16 protein-coding genes are annotated in these 18,460 nt (G+C 55.0%); 6 read left to right on the plus strand and 10 right to left on the minus strand.

Features of this window, described 5'->3' with window-relative positions; translation table 11 throughout:
• Nucleotides 1-35: 35 nt before the first annotated feature.
• From LK04_RS00275 to LK04_RS00290, 4 genes are all read right to left on the minus strand, one after another.
• Nucleotides 36-815, minus strand: a complete 780-nt coding sequence (locus LK04_RS00275) for an L-threonylcarbamoyladenylate synthase (RefSeq protein WP_039328376.1) — start codon at nucleotides 813-815, stop codon at nucleotides 36-38.
• A gap of 259 nt (nucleotides 816-1,074) precedes the next feature.
• Nucleotides 1,075-2,007 (minus strand): nucleoside recognition family protein, encoded by a 933-nt coding sequence (locus LK04_RS00280; RefSeq protein WP_039328377.1) that lies wholly within the window; start codon nucleotides 2,005-2,007, stop codon nucleotides 1,075-1,077.
• Between the two features lie 216 nt (nucleotides 2,008-2,223).
• Nucleotides 2,224-3,837 (minus strand): FGGY-family carbohydrate kinase, encoded by a 1,614-nt coding sequence (locus LK04_RS00285; protein ID WP_039328378.1) that lies wholly within the window; start codon nucleotides 3,835-3,837, stop codon nucleotides 2,224-2,226.
• A gap of 19 nt (nucleotides 3,838-3,856) precedes the next feature.
• The gene (locus tag LK04_RS00290; RefSeq protein ID WP_039328379.1) at nucleotides 3,857-4,606 is read right to left on the minus strand and encodes an SDR family oxidoreductase; all 750 of its coding nucleotides are present in this window, start codon (nucleotides 4,604-4,606) and stop codon (nucleotides 3,857-3,859) included.
• A gap of 108 nt (nucleotides 4,607-4,714) precedes the next feature.
• Between LK04_RS00290 and LK04_RS00295 the strand changes: the two genes are divergently transcribed.
• Nucleotides 4,715-5,710, plus strand: coding sequence for a substrate-binding domain-containing protein (locus LK04_RS00295; protein WP_039328441.1), 996 nt, complete (start codon nucleotides 4,715-4,717; stop codon nucleotides 5,708-5,710).
• Nucleotides 5,711-5,854: 144 nt separating this feature from the next.
• On the opposite strand, the gene gorA is transcribed toward LK04_RS00295, so the two are convergent.
• The gene (gorA, locus tag LK04_RS00300) at nucleotides 5,855-7,207 is read right to left on the minus strand and encodes a glutathione-disulfide reductase (RefSeq protein WP_039328380.1); all 1,353 of its coding nucleotides are present in this window, start codon (nucleotides 7,205-7,207) and stop codon (nucleotides 5,855-5,857) included.
• A gap of 126 nt (nucleotides 7,208-7,333) precedes the next feature.
• Here gorA and rnz point away from each other — a divergent pair, with 126 nt between their 5' ends.
• The gene (rnz, locus tag LK04_RS00305) at nucleotides 7,334-8,245 is read left to right on the plus strand and encodes a ribonuclease Z (RefSeq protein WP_039328381.1); all 912 of its coding nucleotides are present in this window, start codon (nucleotides 7,334-7,336) and stop codon (nucleotides 8,243-8,245) included.
• Here the strand turns inward: rnz and LK04_RS00310 are convergent.
• Together LK04_RS00310 and LK04_RS00315 are read right to left on the minus strand one after the other, a co-directional pair.
• Nucleotides 8,242-9,057, minus strand: coding sequence for a CPBP family intramembrane glutamic endopeptidase (locus tag LK04_RS00310; RefSeq protein WP_039328382.1), 816 nt, complete (start codon nucleotides 9,055-9,057; stop codon nucleotides 8,242-8,244). The two genes, rnz and LK04_RS00310, sit on opposite strands and share 4 nt — an antisense overlap.
• 104 nt (nucleotides 9,058-9,161) lie before the next feature.
• Nucleotides 9,162-10,004 (minus strand): 23S rRNA (adenine(2030)-N(6))-methyltransferase RlmJ, encoded by an 843-nt coding sequence (locus LK04_RS00315; protein ID WP_039328383.1) that lies wholly within the window; start codon nucleotides 10,002-10,004, stop codon nucleotides 9,162-9,164.
• Between the two features lie 222 nt (nucleotides 10,005-10,226).
• Here LK04_RS00315 and prlC point away from each other — a divergent pair, with 222 nt between their 5' ends.
• Both prlC and rsmJ read left to right on the plus strand, forming a co-directional pair.
• Nucleotides 10,227-12,269: an oligopeptidase A gene (prlC, locus tag LK04_RS00320; protein WP_039328384.1), complete on the plus strand. Its 2,043-nt coding sequence runs from the start codon at nucleotides 10,227-10,229 to the stop codon at nucleotides 12,267-12,269.
• Nucleotides 12,270-12,277: 8 nt separating this feature from the next.
• Nucleotides 12,278-13,027 (plus strand): 16S rRNA (guanine(1516)-N(2))-methyltransferase RsmJ, encoded by a 750-nt coding sequence (gene rsmJ / locus LK04_RS00325; RefSeq protein ID WP_039328385.1) that lies wholly within the window; start codon nucleotides 12,278-12,280, stop codon nucleotides 13,025-13,027.
• A gap of 53 nt (nucleotides 13,028-13,080) precedes the next feature.
• On the opposite strand, the gene uspA is transcribed toward rsmJ, so the two are convergent.
• A complete protein-coding gene (gene uspA, locus LK04_RS00330; protein WP_039328387.1) occupies nucleotides 13,081-13,518 on the minus strand; it encodes a universal stress protein UspA in 438 nt (145 codons plus the stop codon).
• Nucleotides 13,519-13,939: 421 nt separating this feature from the next.
• Here uspA and uspB point away from each other — a divergent pair, with 421 nt between their 5' ends.
• Nucleotides 13,940-14,275, plus strand: a complete 336-nt coding sequence (gene uspB, locus LK04_RS00335) for a universal stress protein UspB (RefSeq protein WP_039328388.1) — start codon at nucleotides 13,940-13,942, stop codon at nucleotides 14,273-14,275.
• Between the two features lie 44 nt (nucleotides 14,276-14,319).
• Here the strand turns inward: uspB and pitA are convergent, their stop codons facing one another.
• Nucleotides 14,320-15,819: an inorganic phosphate transporter PitA gene (gene pitA / locus LK04_RS00340; RefSeq protein ID WP_039328389.1), complete on the minus strand. Its 1,500-nt coding sequence runs from the start codon at nucleotides 15,817-15,819 to the stop codon at nucleotides 14,320-14,322.
• Between the two features lie 241 nt (nucleotides 15,820-16,060).
• Here pitA and LK04_RS00345 point away from each other — a divergent pair, with 241 nt between their 5' ends.
• A complete protein-coding gene (locus LK04_RS00345) occupies nucleotides 16,061-17,245 on the plus strand; it encodes an NAD(P)/FAD-dependent oxidoreductase (RefSeq protein WP_071885710.1) in 1,185 nt (394 codons plus the stop codon).
• A 169-nt stretch (nucleotides 17,246-17,414) separates the two neighbouring features.
• Here LK04_RS00345 and LK04_RS00350 read toward each other — a convergent pair whose 3' ends face one another.
• Nucleotides 17,415-18,407, minus strand: coding sequence for a glycosyltransferase family 32 protein (locus tag LK04_RS00350; RefSeq protein WP_039328391.1), 993 nt, complete (start codon nucleotides 18,405-18,407; stop codon nucleotides 17,415-17,417).
• Between the last annotated feature and the right edge of the window lie 53 nt (nucleotides 18,408-18,460).

Here is an 18,460-nt window from a genome sequence, read left to right on the forward strand (position 1 = left end):
CCTGTTTCCTCTTGGAGGAAACAGGCTTCAACACATCAGTAGTAATCACCGTGGCGGTAATCCCATGATGGGAAGATATCTGACAGCAGCGCCATGATTTTATCGACATCCAGACCTTTGCGGATCAGAACCGGGCACGGCGTGATTTTGCGTTCACCGTTTTGTTGCGGGATCAGGCGGCCTTCGCTATCCACCATCGACACCATCACGCCTTGTTCGTAGCGCACTTTATTGGCGTCGTTAGGCTGAATCGATTTCACGTAATCATTGGCTTCGATAATTAAATCAGCACGCGATGCAATACGCTCACCAATCCCCTCAACTAAACCACGGTTACCCTGACCCGATGGATTGGCTGAACTGGCGAAAGAGAATTTCCCGTGATCTTCCCACAGCGCTTTCGCAATATTTTCACCGGGACGACCAAATTTAATCACGAAGCAGCTGGTCTGGCGTCCGTCCATCATCAGCTCTTTTGAGCCATCATCCGGAATACGCGAAAGCGCATCTTCGCGCCACGGTAAAATACAGCCCAGTAAAATATCTTGATCCCAATGTTGCTGATAAAGCTGATCAATTTCTGGCGTTAATTGCGCCAGTGAACGCAGTTGTTCCAGTGAGCCGCACAGCACCACGCCAGGCTTGTTGCGCTTGCGCTGCTTGGCTTCAAACTTGCGCTCCAGCCCGGCTTTATCGGAGGTCATAATGATGTAACCCACCTTGGTTGGGCTCACAATCATGCCACCGTCCTGTGACAAAATCTCGATGGCTTCAGGCTGTAACCCGCCATTCCAGGTTATTTGTTTACCGCTCATGGATCTACCCTATCTGCGTATCAATAGTGAATATGCAGGACGATTACCTGCAATGAAATTAAGGTATTAATTAACCCTTTAATGGATCTGGATTAATTATTTTTGGAAAGCCATGCTGGGGATAATAGTACGATAATTAAAAGTTTTGCAACTGATGAAAATAACGATGGAATGTATAGGGTTAATTTTAAATAACGCCTGAAAACTGTAGTGTTATTTAAAATTTGGCGCTGAAAAGCCTTTTCAGCGCCAGGGATAATTAAAACAGCATGGCGTGCGCCACACCGCGCAGTGCGATACCGAGGATGATACCCGGCACCGCGAAGCGGAACAGGCGAGGGAAACGGCTCGATAGCCCAAGGAAGATGCCAATGCCGGGCAGGTCAAAAGTCTGAATCAGCAAACCGGCCGACGCATTGATGTTGTGGGCGCTGTACAGACCTTTCTCCACCAATCCCGCTACCACGCCGTAGTAGGCGGTACCCCCTGCCAGACATTTGGTCAGCGCGGGCAATATGTAGACTTCGGAGATGTTGAGTTTATCCAGCAGCGGTGAGACCAGACGCGTGAGCATTTCAATGCCGCCGGATTCTTTCAAAATGCCCACCACGGACAGCGAGAGAATCAACATCGGCAGCGAGCCCAGCGCCAGACGGATGGCATCGGCGCCTGAGCTGTTGATAATCGCAATCAGCCCCATTTTGCTTTCGTTGTTGGCGACCGCTTCGTCTTCATTCAACAGTGCGGCATCGGAGAGCTTGCGACCAAAGCAGTGATAGGTCGCCGCTGCTGCCAGCACACCGCCACAGATGGAGATCAGCAGTGCCGCGCTCCAGTTCAGTCCTGCGGGTATCAACGGATAAAAGGCGTTGGCCTGACCCATGGCGAACAGCATGGCTAGCGTCGCCGCCATATGACGATCCGAGGTGCCGCGTTTTTCCATAATCGCTAATGCCGCCAGCGGTGCCGCGAAGCTGACGAAATTAAGCTGAATTAAGGCAAATAATGCCAGCCCGGTAATACCTAACGGTTTTAATAACGGCGTGGAATGACGTACGACAAAATCCAGTACGCCTTTCACTTCCAGATATTTCATGATGAATAACATCACCACCATGATCGGAATAAGCGTATACAGTGCAACATCCACGGAAGCTTTGCCCGCGGACATAATAATAGTGATGATATTCATGCCGGTTCCCGACGCCAAATCCACTGCTCACCCTGCGTCAACATTGTGCTCACGCTCCCCTTTCTGCCATCAAAAAACGCCAGCGCGAAGGGCGCCAGCAAAGGCTGAAATATTAGCCCGGCAGACTACGCTTGAGTAGTGAAGAAAATGGATTTTATCTTGCGGGAAATGGGAGGAATAGGTCATTGAGCGCCGGACAATTTCCGGCGCGCAATATTAGTCTTCCTGCTGGCGAATATTACGCGCCGTGCTTTGCAGTAATTTAAATGCGTCATATCGGTGATGATGCAGTGCCGAAACTAATGGTTCGGGATGCCAGCTATTTTCCTGGGTGGTCATGCTTTGCATCGCTGAGGTAACGTCGCTATACAGTCCGCTGGCGGTGGCGGCCAGAATCGCTGAGCCCAGTAATACCGGTTCCGGGCACAGGGTCGATTGCACCGGAAGTTGGCAGCTGTCGGCTAACAGTTGGCGCACCAGCGGATGCTGCCCGGCACCGCCGCTGATCACGATTGAGCGGGTGACAATGCCTTTGCTGGTTTGGGCTTCAATGATCTGCCGCAGGCCATAGCCAAGGCTGCACAAGCCTGCGATATACAGCGAGATGAGACTCGCGACATCATTATCCATGCCTAAACCGCAAATCACCGCGCGGGCATAAGGATCGCCAAAGGGGGCACGATTGCCGGCGAACTCCGGCACGATATGCAGGCCTTCCACCAGCCGCACGGTTTCTGAGTCGCTGGGGGCGTTTTGCCGGGCCTGCTCCGCGAGATACACCGGCAGTGAGAGGCCCGCTGCATCAGCGGCCTGCTGCGCGATGACCGCAGCAGGATGCATTTCCAGCAGGCGATCGATGGCCGCGCCCGCCGCGCTTTGTCCTCCTTCGCTTAACCACAAGCCGGGCACCATCGCTGAGTAGTAAGGCCCCCACACGCCGGGCACAAAAGCTGCTTCGTGGGTCGGCGTCATGGTGCAGGATGAGGTGCCAAACACGTAAGCGAGTTTCTCTTCCGGTCGGCCATCCGCGCCCAGCGTTCCCACGCCGCCTGCATGGGCATCAATTAAGCCTGCGGCAATCGGTGTACCCACGGGTAAACCAAAATCGGCGGCGGCTTGCGTGGTCAAGCCATTACCGCAAGGCGTACCCGGTTCAACGATGCGCTGCCCAATACGGGCAAAGTTTTCCTGCGCGAATTCCGGCAGCCCGATGACATTGAAGTAGTCCGCATCCCAACGCTGCTCATGCGCCAGATAGTTCCATTTACAGGTCACCGTGCAGGAGGAGCGCGCCGTATCGCCGGTGGCGCGCCAACTGAGGTAGTCGGTGAGGTCAAAGAAGTGGGCCGCCTGCTGGAATGTCTGCGGATTGTGGGTCTTCAGCCACAGCAGTTTTGGCATCTCCATTTCCGGCGAGATGCGGCCACCAACGTAGTCGAGTACCGGGTGTGCAGTGGCATTGATGGCGTCGGCCTGCTGTGTAGCGCGATGGTCCATCCACACGATGATATTGCGTTCGGCATCGCCCTGCGGGCTGACGGGCAGCGGATGGCCATTGTCATCGATCGCCACCAGCGAACAGGTGGCGTCAAAACCGATACCGGCTACAGTTGCGGGATCAATGGCGGCTGTTGCGATGGCCTCACGGATGCAGTGGCTCACCGCCTGCCAAATCTCATTGGCGGATTGCTCCACCACATTACCGTGCGCCCGGAAGGTGGTGATGCGCTGTTTTGCATGTCCCAACAGATTGCCCGCCCGATCAAACACCCCGGCACGGGCACTGGCAGAACCGACATCCACACCAATCAGATATTTTTCGTTGCTCATGCTGCTTCACCTCGAACGGTTACAGGTCAACACTGTTAGGGAGAATAACGATATCGCGCACGGTCACGCCAGGCGATCGCGTCACCATAAACAGCACCGATTCCGCGACTTCAATGGGCTGCATCAGGCTGCCATTGGCTAGTGCGTCATCCAGCTTCTCTTGCGGCCAGTCATCGAGCAGGGCAGTGACCACCGGGCCGGGCAACACCGCGCCGACTCGCACGCCATACTGCGCTACCTGACGACGCGTGGAATGCACAAAGGCCTGCACCGCGAACTTCGATGCGGTATAGATGGGTTCCCAGACCACCGGCACCACGCCCGCAATGGAACTGGTGAAAATGATGTCACCCGATTTCTGGGCGATAAGATGCGGCAGCACCGAACGCACACAACGGAAGGCGGCGCTGGTGTTGAGTTTCAGTACACGATCCCAGATATCGGGATCGCCTTCCGCCACCGGCCCGCCGATATAGGCCCCTGCGTTGGCGTGGAAAATATCCAGACGACCCGCCAGCTTGAGAATGTCATTGAGAATGCCGTCAACCTGTTTGCCGTCCATCAGGTCAATCTGCAGCGCGAGTGCCTGAGGGCCCAGCTCCGCCACCAGCTGCTGCAACTTGTCGCCGTCGCGATCGATGAGAACGACTTTCGCACCGGCCTGTAGCAATACCTTACTGCATTCAAGGCCGATTCCGGAGGCAGCGCCAGTAATGGCGGCGACTTTTCCGTTGAGAGGGTTATGCATGGAGAAGAGGTTCGAGTTCATCTTATAATCCTTTATCAATGGCGTTTTAGGTGGTGCTCAATCGATGAAGCACAACTATCACCCCCACTTCTAACCAGCAACAAAATGCGCAATAAAGGGATGGGTTCTGTGACGGGGATCGGCAAAAACAAGAAAACCACCATTTATGACCTGGCGGAACTCACAGGGGTTTCGGCAAGCGCGGTAAGCGCGATTTTGAGTGGTAACTGGAAGAAGCGGCGCATCAGTGCCAGTACTGCCGAGAAAGTGAGCCGGATTGCGCAAGAGCAGGGCTATGCGCTGAATCGGCAGGCCAGCATGCTGCGCACGACGCGCTCGAAAACCATCGGTATGATCGTGCCGAAATACGACAACCGTTATTTTGGCTCGATTGTGGAAAAGTTTGAGCAGATGGCGCGCGATCGCGGCCTGTTCCCGGTGATTACCTGTACGCAGCGCGATCCCGATTTAGAGCTGGAAGCCGTGCAAACCATGCTGTCCTGGCAAGTGGATTATATGGTGGTAACTGGCGCAACTGACCCGGATCGCATCACTGTACTGTGTCAGAACGCTTCCGTGCCTTCGCTCAATCTGGACCTACCCGGTTCGCTGGCTCCTTCCATTATTTCAGATAACTTCAATGGCGCACTGAGTCTGACGCGCACTTTGCTGGAGAAATGCCCGCAGGCGCTGATTTTTATCGGCGGACGCGCCAGTGACCACAACAGTAAAGAGCGTCTGCGCGGCTTTTTGGCGGCGCATCAGGAACGCCAAATTGCGGTGCCGGAAGAGAATGTGCTGCTGTGCGGTTATGAGCCAGAAAAAGCGCAAACCGCGTTGAAAAGTTACTTTCAGCAGCATCCTGTCCGGCAGTTCGGTCTGTTTGTAAACTCCACGATTTCGCTGGAAGGGGTGGTGCAGTTTCTGCGCGCGGAGAATCTGTTAACGGATGATAAGCATCCCGTCATCGGCTGCTTCGATTGGGACCCGTTTGTAGCGCTGCTGTGCAAAGACATCACCATGGTGAAACAGGATGTGGCAAGCATGATGGACAGGGTGTTTAGTCTGATTGAGAGCGGTGAGCAAGCGATTCAGGTGGTGGAAGTGCCGGTGCTGCAGATATAAAAAAGGCGGATTTCATTCCGCCTTATCTCTGGTCGCCATAAATGGCGCACTGCTCGTCAGTTTAGCGCTTTCGGTTGCCATAAGTGGCAACCCTAGGGCTATCGTGCGAGGTTTTTGTAGGGTGCAACTTGATGCGCACCCGGATTATCGCATGGTAACGAACTCTTCCGCCGCCGTCGGGTGAATCGCCACGGTGTTGTCGAAGTCCTTCTTGGTGGCACCCATTTTCAGCGCCACGGCGAAGCCTTGCAGCATCTCATCCATACCGTTGCCGATACCGTGGATACCGACAATCTTCTCTTCCGGTCCAACGCACACCAGCTTCATACGACATGGCTGGCGATGCTGCGTGACGGCGGTGTACATGGCGGTGAAGGAGGATTTATACACTTTTACCTCATCGTCGCCATACTGCTCGCGCGCCTGAGGCTCGGTCAGGCCAACAGTACCAATCGGCGGATGAGTAAACACCACGGTCGGCACGTTGCTGTAGTCCAGATGCTCGTCCGGCTTATTGTTGAACAGACGTTCAGAGAGACGACGGCCAGCAGCCACCGCCACCGGTGTCAGCTCGACGGCACCGGTGTTGTCGCCCACTGCATAGATGCCTTTCACGTTGGTATTCTGGAACTTATCCACGTTGATATAGCCTTTCTCGTTCAGCGCAACGCCGGTCACGGAGAGGTTAAGGTTATCGGTGGCCGGTTCGCGACCAATCGCCCACACCAGGCAATCAACGGTTTGCTCATGGCCGTTTTCCAGTTGCAGCGTCAGGCTGCCGTCAGCATTTTTGATCACCGCTTTTGGAATCGATTCGGTGTGCAGCGTCGGGCCTTCGGCTTGCATCACTTCCACCAGCGTATCGACGATCAGCGGATCGAAGCTGCGCAGCGGCGCATGCTTGCGCACAAACAGGTGGGTTTCAGCCCCCAGTGCGTTGACCACGCCCGCCAGTTCCACCGCGATATAGCCAGCACCGACCACTGCAACGCGTTTTGGCAGCGCATCCAGCTCAAAGAAGCCGTCGGAATCGATACCGTATTCTGCGCCAGGTACTTGCGGGTGGCTCGGACGGCCGCCCGTGGCAATCAGGATATGGTCGGCGGTGAGGGTTTCACCGTTCACTTCCACGGTGTTGGCATCAACAAAGCGCGCGAAGCCTTTGATCACTTCAACGTTATTTTTACCCAGCACGTTATCGTATGAGGTGTGAATACGATCGATATAGGCGCTGCGGTTCTTCACCAGCGTAGACCAGTCAAAACGGTTTACGGTGGTGTCGAAACCGTAATCCGGGCCATACAAGTGGATGGCTTCAGCAATCTGTGCCGCATGCCACATCACCTTTTTCGGGACGCAGCCCACGTTGACACAGGTACCGCCCAATTCTTTCGCTTCGATCAAGGCGCACTTCTGGCCATGCATCGCCGCACGGTTAATGGAGGCGATACCGCCGCTGCCGCCGCCAATCGCGAGGTAATCAAAATGTCGGGTCATCCGGAATGTCCATCTGTTGGAAGAAAATTGGCATAGAGTGTAACGCTGCTTGCGCAAGCGGCGCAAAGGTTCAGCCTATGATTATGATAGGGTGTTATTCAGGTTTCGCTCACAGGGAAGAAAACTATGCATCTCACTTTTCTTGGCACCGGCGCGGGTGCGCCGAGCCTGCAACGCAACGTCACCGCCATTGCGCTGACGCTGTCGAAACGCGGTGACACCTGGCTGTTCGACTGCGGTGAGGCGACACAGCATCAGTTTATGCGCTCCGCGCTTAAGCCCAGCAAGCTGGCAAAAATCTTCATTACCCACCTGCACGGTGACCACATTTTCGGTCTGCCGGGTTTGCTCACCAGCCGCTCAATGGCGGGATTGCTGGAGCCGATGACCATTTATGGTCCGCAAGGTATCAAACAGTTTATCGAGACGGCGCTCAGCCTGAGCGGCTCTTACACCAGCTTTCCGCTGGAGATAATCGAAATCGAAGCCGGTGAGGTATTGGATGACGGTGAATTCCGCGTCACCGCCTATCCGATGAATCATGTGGTGGAGTGTTATGGCTACCGCATCGAACAGCATGACAAGCCGGGTTTTCTGGATGCACCAAGGTTAAAAGCCGAGGGTGTGCCGCGTGGGCCGTGGTATCAGGATTTAAAACAGGGCAAACGTATTCAACTGGATGATGGACGTGAAATCGACGGTGCGGCGTATCTTGGGCCCGCCACCAAAGGCAAAGTGGTGGCGATTTTTGGTGATACCGGCCCTACCGATGTGGCACTGCAGTTGGCCGCCAACGCGGATGTGATGGTGCATGAAACCACGCTGGAAGCGGCATTGGCCGAGAAAGCCAATGGTCGCGGCCACTCCACCACGGTCCAGGCGGCCGAAGTGGCCAGGCTGGCGGGGGTGAAGCGCATGATCGCCACGCATTTCAGTTCGCGCTATGTGTCGAGTGATCGGGAGAGATTGCTGGCGGAGTGCCAGTCGGTGTTTATGGCTACCGAGCTGGCACGTGATTTCGCAGTATTCGAGATTTAATGCTGTAACGCGGGGTAGGTGAAGAACAGCAGATGCGTCAGGTTCAGCAGAAAATGCACGCCGGTGGCGACCCACACGCGTCCGCTCCAGTGCCACGCCAGGCCATATATCAGGCCAGCCAGCGTGGCGAAAATCACCAGCAACATGCCGCCGGGGAAGTGTGCCAGGCCAAACAGCAGTGAGGCGATTAATAGTGCTGCCACGCCACCGATTTTCTGCCGCAGACGCTGTTGCAGATAGCCACGGAAGAAGGCTTCCTCCGCCAGCGAGACAAAAAACAGGTTCGCCAGCATAAAGCTGCCGAGCCATTCAGGCCAGTGCGGCTCAATCGCCAGTCCACCCAACATCACGGCGACATACAGCAGTAGCGGGATTGCCGCTAACAGCAGCAGCCAGAGGATCTTGTGCGCTGGGGGGAACTTTTGTGTGCGGAACAGCGTCGGCAACGCCGCCAGCAGTACAAACGGAATCAGCGCTTTATCGAAGTTGTAGTAGAAGCTGAACGGCGCGCTGTTGGGGCCAACCTGTAGCTCTTCGATCTGGCGCGGGTTGTTGAAGCCGGGCAGCAGGTGCAGGAGCAGGCTGCCGGCGATTAGCACCAGTAAAGCTTCACAGATGACCAACACCACGCGGTTAGTCGGGTTCTCTACCCGAATCCACGCCAGCAACGCAATAGCACCCAATATGGCAATAGCTGGCCAGTTGAGCACATCCTGAAACAGGCCCATCAACGTCGCCAGCAACAGCAACAGCACGGCGAGACGTTTGGCAGGCGACAGCACCGTAAGCGCACCAGCCAGAATGATCCACATAACAAGGGTCCTTTGAAAGAGAGGCGGCTTGGGCGACCCAAGGGAGCCCCCTACAAATCATCTGTAGGGGCGAGCCTTGGCGCGCCCGTTGGCAAGGGATGTGTTTACTCGGGTACGATCTGCGTCACGCTGTAATGGCCCGTTCCTGCTGGCACCAGCTTCTGATGCAGCCAAGGCAACAGCTCTTCCATCTGTGCTTTCAGCTTCCATGGCGGGTTAATCACAATCATGCCCGAGGCGGTCATGCCGCGCTGATCGCTATCTGGGCGCACCGCAAGTTCAATCTGCAGAATGTTGCGGATGTTGCTGGCTTCCAGGTCTTTGATCATGTGTTTGATCTGCTGGCGCAGCACCACCGGATACCACAGCGCATACACCCCGGTGGCAAAACGCTTGTAGCCTTCCTGAATCCCTTTCACCACATCCTGATAATCACTTTTCAGCTCATACGGGGGGTCAATCAGAATCAAACCACGACGGCTCAGCGGCGGGAGTTTGGCCTTCAACTGTTGATAGCCGTCACCACGTGCCACCCGCGCACGGCTGTCTTTGCTGAATTCGTTGCGCAGCAGCGGGTAATCGCTGGAGTGCAGTTCGGTCAGTTCCAGCTTGTCATCTTCACGCAGCAGATGGCGTGCGATCAGCGGTGAGCCGGGATAGTAACGCAAGTTGCCATGCGGGTTGAGGTTGCGCACCGCCGACAGATAGGGCTTCAACAGCTCTGGCGTGTCCGGCTGCTGCCAGATGCGCGCAATGCCTTCCAGATATTCACCGGTACGCTCGGCGTGCTCTCCGCTCAACTGGTAACGGCCGGCACCGGCATGCGTATCCAGATACAGGAACGGTTTTTCCTTCTCCATCAACGCGGTGAGGATCAGGCTTTCAACGGTATGTTTGAGCACGTCGGCGTGGTTGCCGGCATGAAAACTGTGGCGATAACTGAGCATAAAAAAGAGAGGTCCGCGGTTGGATCAAAAGGAGTAAAAAACATCGTGTGTGGCGCGATTATAGCCGTGCTGCGTAAAAATTGCTGACGTTTTGGCGCTCGCGCTTTTTTCTTCGTCGGTCCATCCTTAGTGGCATTGATTTTCAGGCTCTCTGACCGCATGTTAGAAAGATTGCGTCGCGCGAATCTCGCGCCCGAACACTACGATGAAAGGACTGCGCTTATGACCAATCCGTTACTCACCCCTTTTTCGCTTCCGCCGTTTTCTGCCATCAAACCTGAGCACGTGGTTCCCGCTGTCACTGAAGCGCTGAACAACTGCCGTGCCGAAGTGGAACGCGTGGTGGCGCAGGGTGCACCTTACACTTGGGATAATTTAGTGCAGCCACTGGCTGAAGTGGATGACCGCCTGGGCCGTATTTTCTCCCCGGTCAGTCACCTGAATTCGGTTAAAAACAGCCCGGAACTGCGTGAAGCCTACGAGCAGACGCTGCCGCTGCTGTCAGAATACAGCACCTGGGTAGGCCAGCATGAAGGCCTGTATCAGGCTTACCGTGATTTAAAACAGGGCGACAGCTATGCCGCACTGGATATCGCACAGAAGAAAGCCGTCGATAACGCGCTGCGTGATTTTGAGCTGTCTGGTATCGGCCTCGATAAAGAGAAGCAGAAGCGCTATGGCGAAATCGCGGCGCGTCTGTCTGAACTGGGTTCGACCTACAGCAACAACGTGCTCGACGCTACCATGGGCTGGAACAAGCTGATCACCGATGAAGCGGATCTGGCGGGGATGCCAGAGAGCGCGCTGGCGGCGGCAAAAGCGCAGGCCGAAGCTAAAGAGCAAGAAGGCTGGCTGCTGACGCTGGATATCCCGAGCTATCTGCCGGTAATGACCTACTGTGATAACGCTGCCCTGCGCGAAGAGATGTACCGTGCGTACTCGACGCGTGCGTCTGAGCAGGGGCCAAATGCCGGTAAGTGGGATAACGGCCCGGTGATGGCGGAAGAGTTGGCACTGCGTCACGAACTGGCACAACTGCTGGGCTTCGACTCCTTCGCGGATAAATCCCTTGCCACCAAAATGGCGGAAAACCCGGCACAGGTCATCGACTTCCTGACCGATCTCGCCAAGCGTGCGCGTCCTCAGGGCGAGAAAGAGTTAGCACAGCTGCGTGCCTTCGCCAAAAAAGAGTTTGGCGTTGATGAGATGAACCCGTGGGATCTCACCTACTACGGCGAGAAGCAGAAGCAGCATCTGTACACCATCAGCGATGAGCAGCTGCGCCCGTATTTCCCAGAAGAGCGTGCGGTCAGCGGCTTGTTCGAAGTGGTAAAACGCATTTATGGCATTACGGCGAAAGAGCGCAAAGACGTCGATGTTTACCATCCGGATGTGCGCTTCTTCGATCTGTTTGATGAAAGTGGTGAGCTGCGTGGCAGTTTCTACCTCGATCTCTACGCGCGTGAGCACAAACGTGGCGGCGCCTGGATGGATGATTGTGTCGGCCAGATGCGTAAAGCCGATGGCAGCCTGCAGAAGCCAGTGGCGTACCTCACCTGTAACTTCAATCGTCCGGTGCAGGGCAAACCGGCACTGTTCACCCACGATGAAGTGACCACGCTGTTCCACGAATTTGGTCACGGCCTGCACCATATGCTGACGCGCATCGAAGCGCCTGGCGTGTCGGGCATCAGCGGTGTGCCATGGGATGCGGTCGAACTGCCAAGCCAGTTTATGGAAAACTGGTGCTGGGAGCCGGACGCACTGGCGTTTATCTCCGGCCATTACGAAACCGGTGAGCCGCTGCCAAAAGATCTGCTGGATAAGATGCTGGCGGCGAAGAACTATCAGGCGGCGCTGTTTATCCTGCGTCAGCTGGAGTTCGGCCTGTTCGATTTCCGTCTGCACACTGAATTCAATCCAGAAAAAGGTGCGCAAATCCTCGAAACGCTGCGTGAAGTGAAGAAGCAGGTTGCCGTGGTGCCAAGCCCAGAGTGGGGCCGTTTCCCACACGCCTTCAGCCACGTCTTCGCGGGCGGTTATGCCGCCGGTTACTACAGCTATCTGTGGGCGGATGTGCTGGCGGCCGATGCTTACTCTCGTTTCGAAGAAGAGGGCATCTTCAACCGTCAAACCGGTCAGTCGTTCCTCGATAACATCCTGACGCGCGGCGGTTCAGAAGAGCCAATGGAGCTGTTCAAACGCTTCCGTGGCCGTGAACCGCAACTGGATGCGATGCTGGAACACTACGGAATTCAGGGATAAGCCTGCTTGTGAATATCGGTTTAATCGATGAAACAGGCGCCGGAGACGGCGCCTTATTACATCTGGCGCAGCGCTGGGGTTTGCAGCATGACGATCAGTCCGTGATGGCGCTGGTGCTGACGTCGGAGCATCTTGAGCTGCGCAAACGGGATGAGCCGAAACTAGGCGGCATCTTTGTGGACTTCGTTTCTGGCGCCATGGCGCACCGCCGTAAGTTTGGCGGTGGTCGGGGTGAAGCGGTGGCAAAAGCGGTGGGCATCAAAGGTGGTTATCTGCCGGATGTGGTTGACGCAACGGCGGGGCTGGGGCGTGATGCCTTTGTGCTGGCGGCGTTAGGTTGCCGCGTACGCATGCTGGAGCGCCATCCGGTGGTCGCCGCGTTGCTGGATGATGGCTTACGTCGGGGATATGAAGATGCTGAGATTGGCGGCTGGCTGCGTGAACGGCTGACGTTGCTGCATGTGGTGAGCCAACAGGCGTTGAGTGATATCACACCCGCGCCGGATGTGGTGTATCTCGACCCGATGTATCCGCATCGTCAGAAGAGCGCGTTGGTGAAGAAGGAGATGCGCGTGTTTCAGTCGCTGGTGGGCCCGGATGAAGACGCTGATGCGTTGCTGGAACCGGCGCGCCGTCTGGCAAAAAAACGCATCGTGGTAAAACGCCCGGATTACGCACCGCCGTTGGCGGGTGTGGAAACTCAATCTGCGGTGGTCACCAAAAGCCATCGGTTTGATATTTATCCGCCATTGGTTTAATGCTTTCCTGTTAAAAGGTCGGCATAAATGCCGACCAAACAGACGGTTGCGGCTTATTCGTCGTCTGCATCACGCAGCGGCACAATCAACATATCAATGTGCACGGTGTTGATCAGCTGGCGTGCTGAAGACATCAACTTGCTCCAGAAATCCTGATGGTGGCCACACACCACCAAATCCACATCGTACTTTTTAATCGCATCCACCAGCACCTGGCCAAGATCGCCGCTGCCGCTCAGGGTTTCACTGATCGGATAACCGGCGTTGGTTGACAGCTCTTTCAGTGCGGTGTGGGTCTCTTCGGAAATGCGCTTCTGCATGTCACCCAGGTTGACGTCAATCAGCCCGGTGTAGAGGTCTGAATAGTTCACATCAACGTGGATGAGAGAGATTTTAGCGTCGTAGGGGCGGGCCAGCGAAACGGCTTTATCAACCAGCAACTGGCTTTCCGGGGAAAGGTCTACTGCAATCAGGATGTGTTTATAAGCCATGATAAAACTCCTTTCTCAAGATTCTGGGGGCAACCCGAAGTTTGCCTTCACGGCGGGCGTTGTCCTTTGCGCACAATGGCGATGAAGCGCCGCCAGCCACAATTTATGCCTACAGGCGTATGTTGTTATATTTTGAGTATAGCCAGAGTTGTTAACAAATGCTGCAATCTGCGGCTCGCTTGTGAGGAAGATCAAGCGCTATCGCGATTTTCACTCGCGGTGAACGAAAATCATCGCTGGAAAAAAATTGAACAGATCTCCTACACTGAAAATGAGTGCCACCGCCGTCTGGGTTACGCGCTCGGGCTCGCATAACAACAATGCAATTCGATTCATCTGTGGCTGGTTTATTTCCCGTGGGGCGTCTACAGCATTTCCCCGCTGCATTCGACGTCATTGCGGCTCCAGCTGGGAGGGGAACATGATCAGCACTATCGCGCTTTTTTGGGCTCTGTGTGTGGTTTGTCTGGTGAATATGGCGCGCTACTTCTCTTCTTTGCGCTCGCTATTGGCTGTGCTGCGCGGTTGTGATCCGCTGCTGTATCAATATGTGGATGGGGCGGGGTTCTTCACGTCTCATGGCCAGCCCAGTAAGCAGGTGCGGCTGGTGCGTTATATCTGGGATAAGCGCTATCGCGATCATCACGACGACGAATTCATTCGCCGCTGCGAGCGCGTGCGTGGGCAGTTTGTGCTGACCAGTGGGCTGTGTTTTCTGGTGGTGGTGAGCCTGATAGCCATGGCGATCTGGCAATAAAAAAGGGCGACATTGCTGTCGCCCCTCTGTTTTCTACGGATGGCTTAAATAATCTTCAGGGCAATCCAGTAGAGCGAACCTGACAGCACAATACACACCGGCAGGGTGAACACCCATGCCATGGCGATATTTTTGATGGTGCGGCTTTGTAAGCCACCGCCATCAACCAGCATGGTGCCGGCAACCGATGACGACAGGATGTGCGTGGTCGACACCGGCATACCGGTATAACTGGCGATACCAATAGAGACCGCAGCGGTGACCTGTGCAGACATGCCCTGCGCATAGGTCATGCCTTTCTTACCGATTTTCTCGCCGATAGTGGTCGCCACACGACGCCAGCCAATCATGGTACCGATGCCCAGCGCTAACGCCACCGCCATGATGATCCAGACCGGTGCGTACTCCACGGTGCCCAGCAGATCGCCCTTCAGCTTGTTGAGGAAGCGCTTATCATCAGCACTGGTCTCCGGCAGCTTCGCCGCGCGGTCAGCGGTATCCGATACGCACATCAGCAAACGACGCATCTGGCTACGCTGATCAACGGTCAGTTGATCGTAGCTGTTCAGATTAGCCAGCAAGCCTTGTGCGCGGTCGATAGCCTGAAGGGCACGACTGCTGTCGCAATGGAACTCATGCGGACCGCCCACTGACTCTTCCGGCGTCGGCACCACAGGGGGCGCCATCTGCACGATGTGCGTCAGAGAATCACCATGCTGCTGATAGTACTGCTGCAGATGATTAACGGCATCACGTGTTCGGGTGATGTCATAACCGGAGGCATTCATGTTCACCACGAAACCGGCCGGTGCTACGCCAATCAGCACTAACATAATCAGGCCAATGCCTTTCTGACCATCGTTAGCACCGTGCGAGTAGCTCACGCCGATTGCTGAGACAATCAGTGCAATACGTGTCCAGAACGGTGGCTTCTTCTTGCCATCGGTCTTTTCACGGTCTGCAGGGGTCATGTGGATACGCGAACGTTTCGTGGTGCCGCTCCAGTAGCGACGCAGCAAGAAAATCAGCGAACCCGCAATCACCAGTCCGACAATCGGTGACAGAATCAGAGAAAGGAAAATATTGATCACTTTCGGCAGGTTGAGCGCGTCAACCACCGAGGTGCCGGTCATCAGGGCATTGGTGAGACCAATACCGATAATGGCGCCAATCAATGTATGCGAACTGGAGGCCGGTAAACCCAGATACCAGGTACCCAGGTTCCAGATAATGGCTGCCAGCAGCATGGAGAACACCATGGCAAGGCCATGTGCGGAACCGACGTTCAGTAGCAGATCCGTAGGCAGCATATGCACGATGGCATAGGCCACACTCAAACCGCCCAGCAAAACGCCTAAGAAGTTGAAAACACCAGCCATCACAACCGCCAACTGCGCCCGCATCGCACGGGTATAAATGACAGTAGCGACTGCGTTAGCCGTGTCGTGGAAACCGTTGATTGCTTCATAGAACAATACGAACAGCAGAGCAATAACCAAAAACAGGCCGGTGCTTAGGTCAAGACCAGCAAACAGATGCAGCATAAACGTTACGCCATTTTGGAGGACATGAACGCGGCGCATTATCTGCGACAACACGCATGATGTGAAAGGAAAATATAGTCCCTTTTTGTCTTAAAATTGCAATGTAAGCACTAAGACAAGGCAAAAAGGCTGAAAAATAAGGCAGTTACATTATGACACATTTGCGGCATTTTTTTGACGCTGGCGCGAATTGCCGCAGATCTCTACAATCAGCGCCTTTCAATCAGGTGGGTTAAGAGCTGTGGACAAGTTTGACGTTATCATTATTGGTGCAGGCGCAGCCGGCATGTTCTGCGCAGCGCAGGCAGGACAGTTAGGTCGTCGCGTGCTGCTGCTGGATAACGGCAAAAAGGCCGGGCGCAAAATCCTGATGTCGGGCGGTGGTCGTTGTAATTTCACCAATATGTACACCGAACCGGCGGCGTATCTTTCGCACAATCCGCATTTCAGTAAATCGGCGTTGGCACGTTATACCCAGTGGGATTTCATCGATCTGGTGAACCGTCATGGCATTGCCTATCACGAGAAAACCCTCGGCCAGCTGTTCTGCGATGATTCGGCCCAGCAGATTGTCGATCTGCTTTTAAAAGAGTGTGAAGCCGGACAGGTGACGTTGCGTTTGCGTAGCGAAGTGCTGAGCGTGGCACGTGATGAGAAAGGTTACACGCTGCAACTCAACGGCTCAGAGGTTCAGGCGGAAAAACTGGTGATCGCCAGCGGTGGATTATCGATGCCGGGGCTGGGTGCTACGCCATTTGGCTATAAAGTCGCCGAACAGTTTGGCCTGAAGGTCTTCCCGACGCGCGCCGCGCTGGTGCCTTTTACGTTGCACAAGCCGTTGCTGGATCAGCTAAACACGCTGTCGGGCGTGGCATTGCCGACCACGATAACGGCACAAGACGGCACGCTGTTTAAAGAAGCGATGCTGTTTACCCATCGCGGTTTGTCTGGCCCGGCGGTGTTACAAATCTCCAGCTTCTGGCAACCAGGGGAATTCGTCACCATCAACCTGTCACCGGAAACCTCGCTGGAGGATTTCATCAACGTGCAGCGCGAGGCGCATCCCAATCTCAGTCTGAAAAATAGCCTGGCGAAAATCTTGCCGAAGCGGCTGGTGGAAGTGCTGCAGGAGCTGAAGCAGATCCCGGATGTCACCTTGAAGCAGCTGAATAGCAAACAGCAGAGTGAACTGGTGAATACGCTGCATCAATGGCGCGTGCAGCCCAACGGCACCGAAGGGTATCGCACGGCGGAAGTGACTCTGGGCGGTGTGGATACCACCCAGCTTTCATCAAAAACCATGGAAGCGCGCGACGTGCCTGGACTGTACTTTATCGGTGAAGTGGTGGATGTCACCGGTTGGCTGGGCGGGTATAACTTCCAGTGGGCATGGAGTTCGGCCTGGGCGTGCGCGCAGGCGCTGTAAATATCTGCACCCTGGAGACGGTCGCCATAAATGGCGACCCTACAAGGAAAATGTAGGGTGCGCATTTAGGTACAACCGGGCCAATGGCGGCATCGGATGCAATGACGCATTTATGCGCACCTGGCCAATGGCGACCGTTTCCGTGACAGCACACGCCAACATGAATTGGCTATTGCGCGGCTTTTCCCGCCAATGTCGAGGCGGGTGCCAGTTCGCTAGAGTGATCCTGCAACAGCACACGTCCCAACAGGCTATCTCTGTTCACCACGCCGTATTTCAGGTGCGTGGCGATATATTTGCGGTCAAAGCTGGTGAGTTTATACACCGGCGGCAAAATCTCCGGCAACGCATCCACCATCAGCATGCGACTCAGTTTTACCGGGCGCCAGCCGCTCAGGGTTTGATACAGCAACGCACCGGCTTCCGCTTTACGTAAATAGAAGTTGTACTGATTCTCTTCGCGCAACGCCTGTTGCTGAGCGATATAGACCACCAGATAATCTGGCGTTTTAATCCCCTGCAGAATGGTGTCGTAGTTGGGCAGCGCCAGCAGTTGCTGGAAAAAAACGGCAGAACCTAACTCGACGATAGGCCGGAAACACTGTAGCCAGCGGCCAATAAAGGCATTGTTTTTCGGTGCCGCCAGGAACCAGGATTCAATCACCGGATAATCGCGATCGCGAATCGACTCCTCGCGATAAAAGGCGACCAGGTCATATTGTTGATCCGCATTGACCGCCAGCAGTTCATCCAGCGTGCGATTGAGAATGATGGTGGCATCCATCCAGACACCGCCATAGCGGTGTAATAGTTCCAGACGGATCACATCACTTTTATGCGAAGCACGCATATCCGGGTGAACAAACTTCAGGTCCGGCAAATACTCGTGCATGTTGAGGTTGTTAATGACCGTCAGCGCATAACTGGGGTTTTCACGCGCTATTTTATCAACAAAGATTTGTACTTCAGCGGGCAGCTTTTCACTTTCCCAGTACATCCAAATTTGACGCGGAATCGGCGCAGGAGAATTGGCACGGGCCTGAAAATGGATATCCTGCTCGGCGATCCTGTTGTAGTCGGGGAGGCGCTTGCGGGTTGTCAGTTTTTTTTCTGCCAGCAAAGCCAACGAGACCAGATGTAATTTGAGTTTATTATCGAACATGGTGATTCCTGTAACCAGGTCGCCCGCTGTCCCAGTTTTTGCCCAAATCTGGA

Source organism: Pantoea vagans (assembly GCF_001506165.1).
Taxonomy (GTDB): domain Bacteria; phylum Pseudomonadota; class Gammaproteobacteria; order Enterobacterales; family Enterobacteriaceae; genus Pantoea; species Pantoea vagans_C.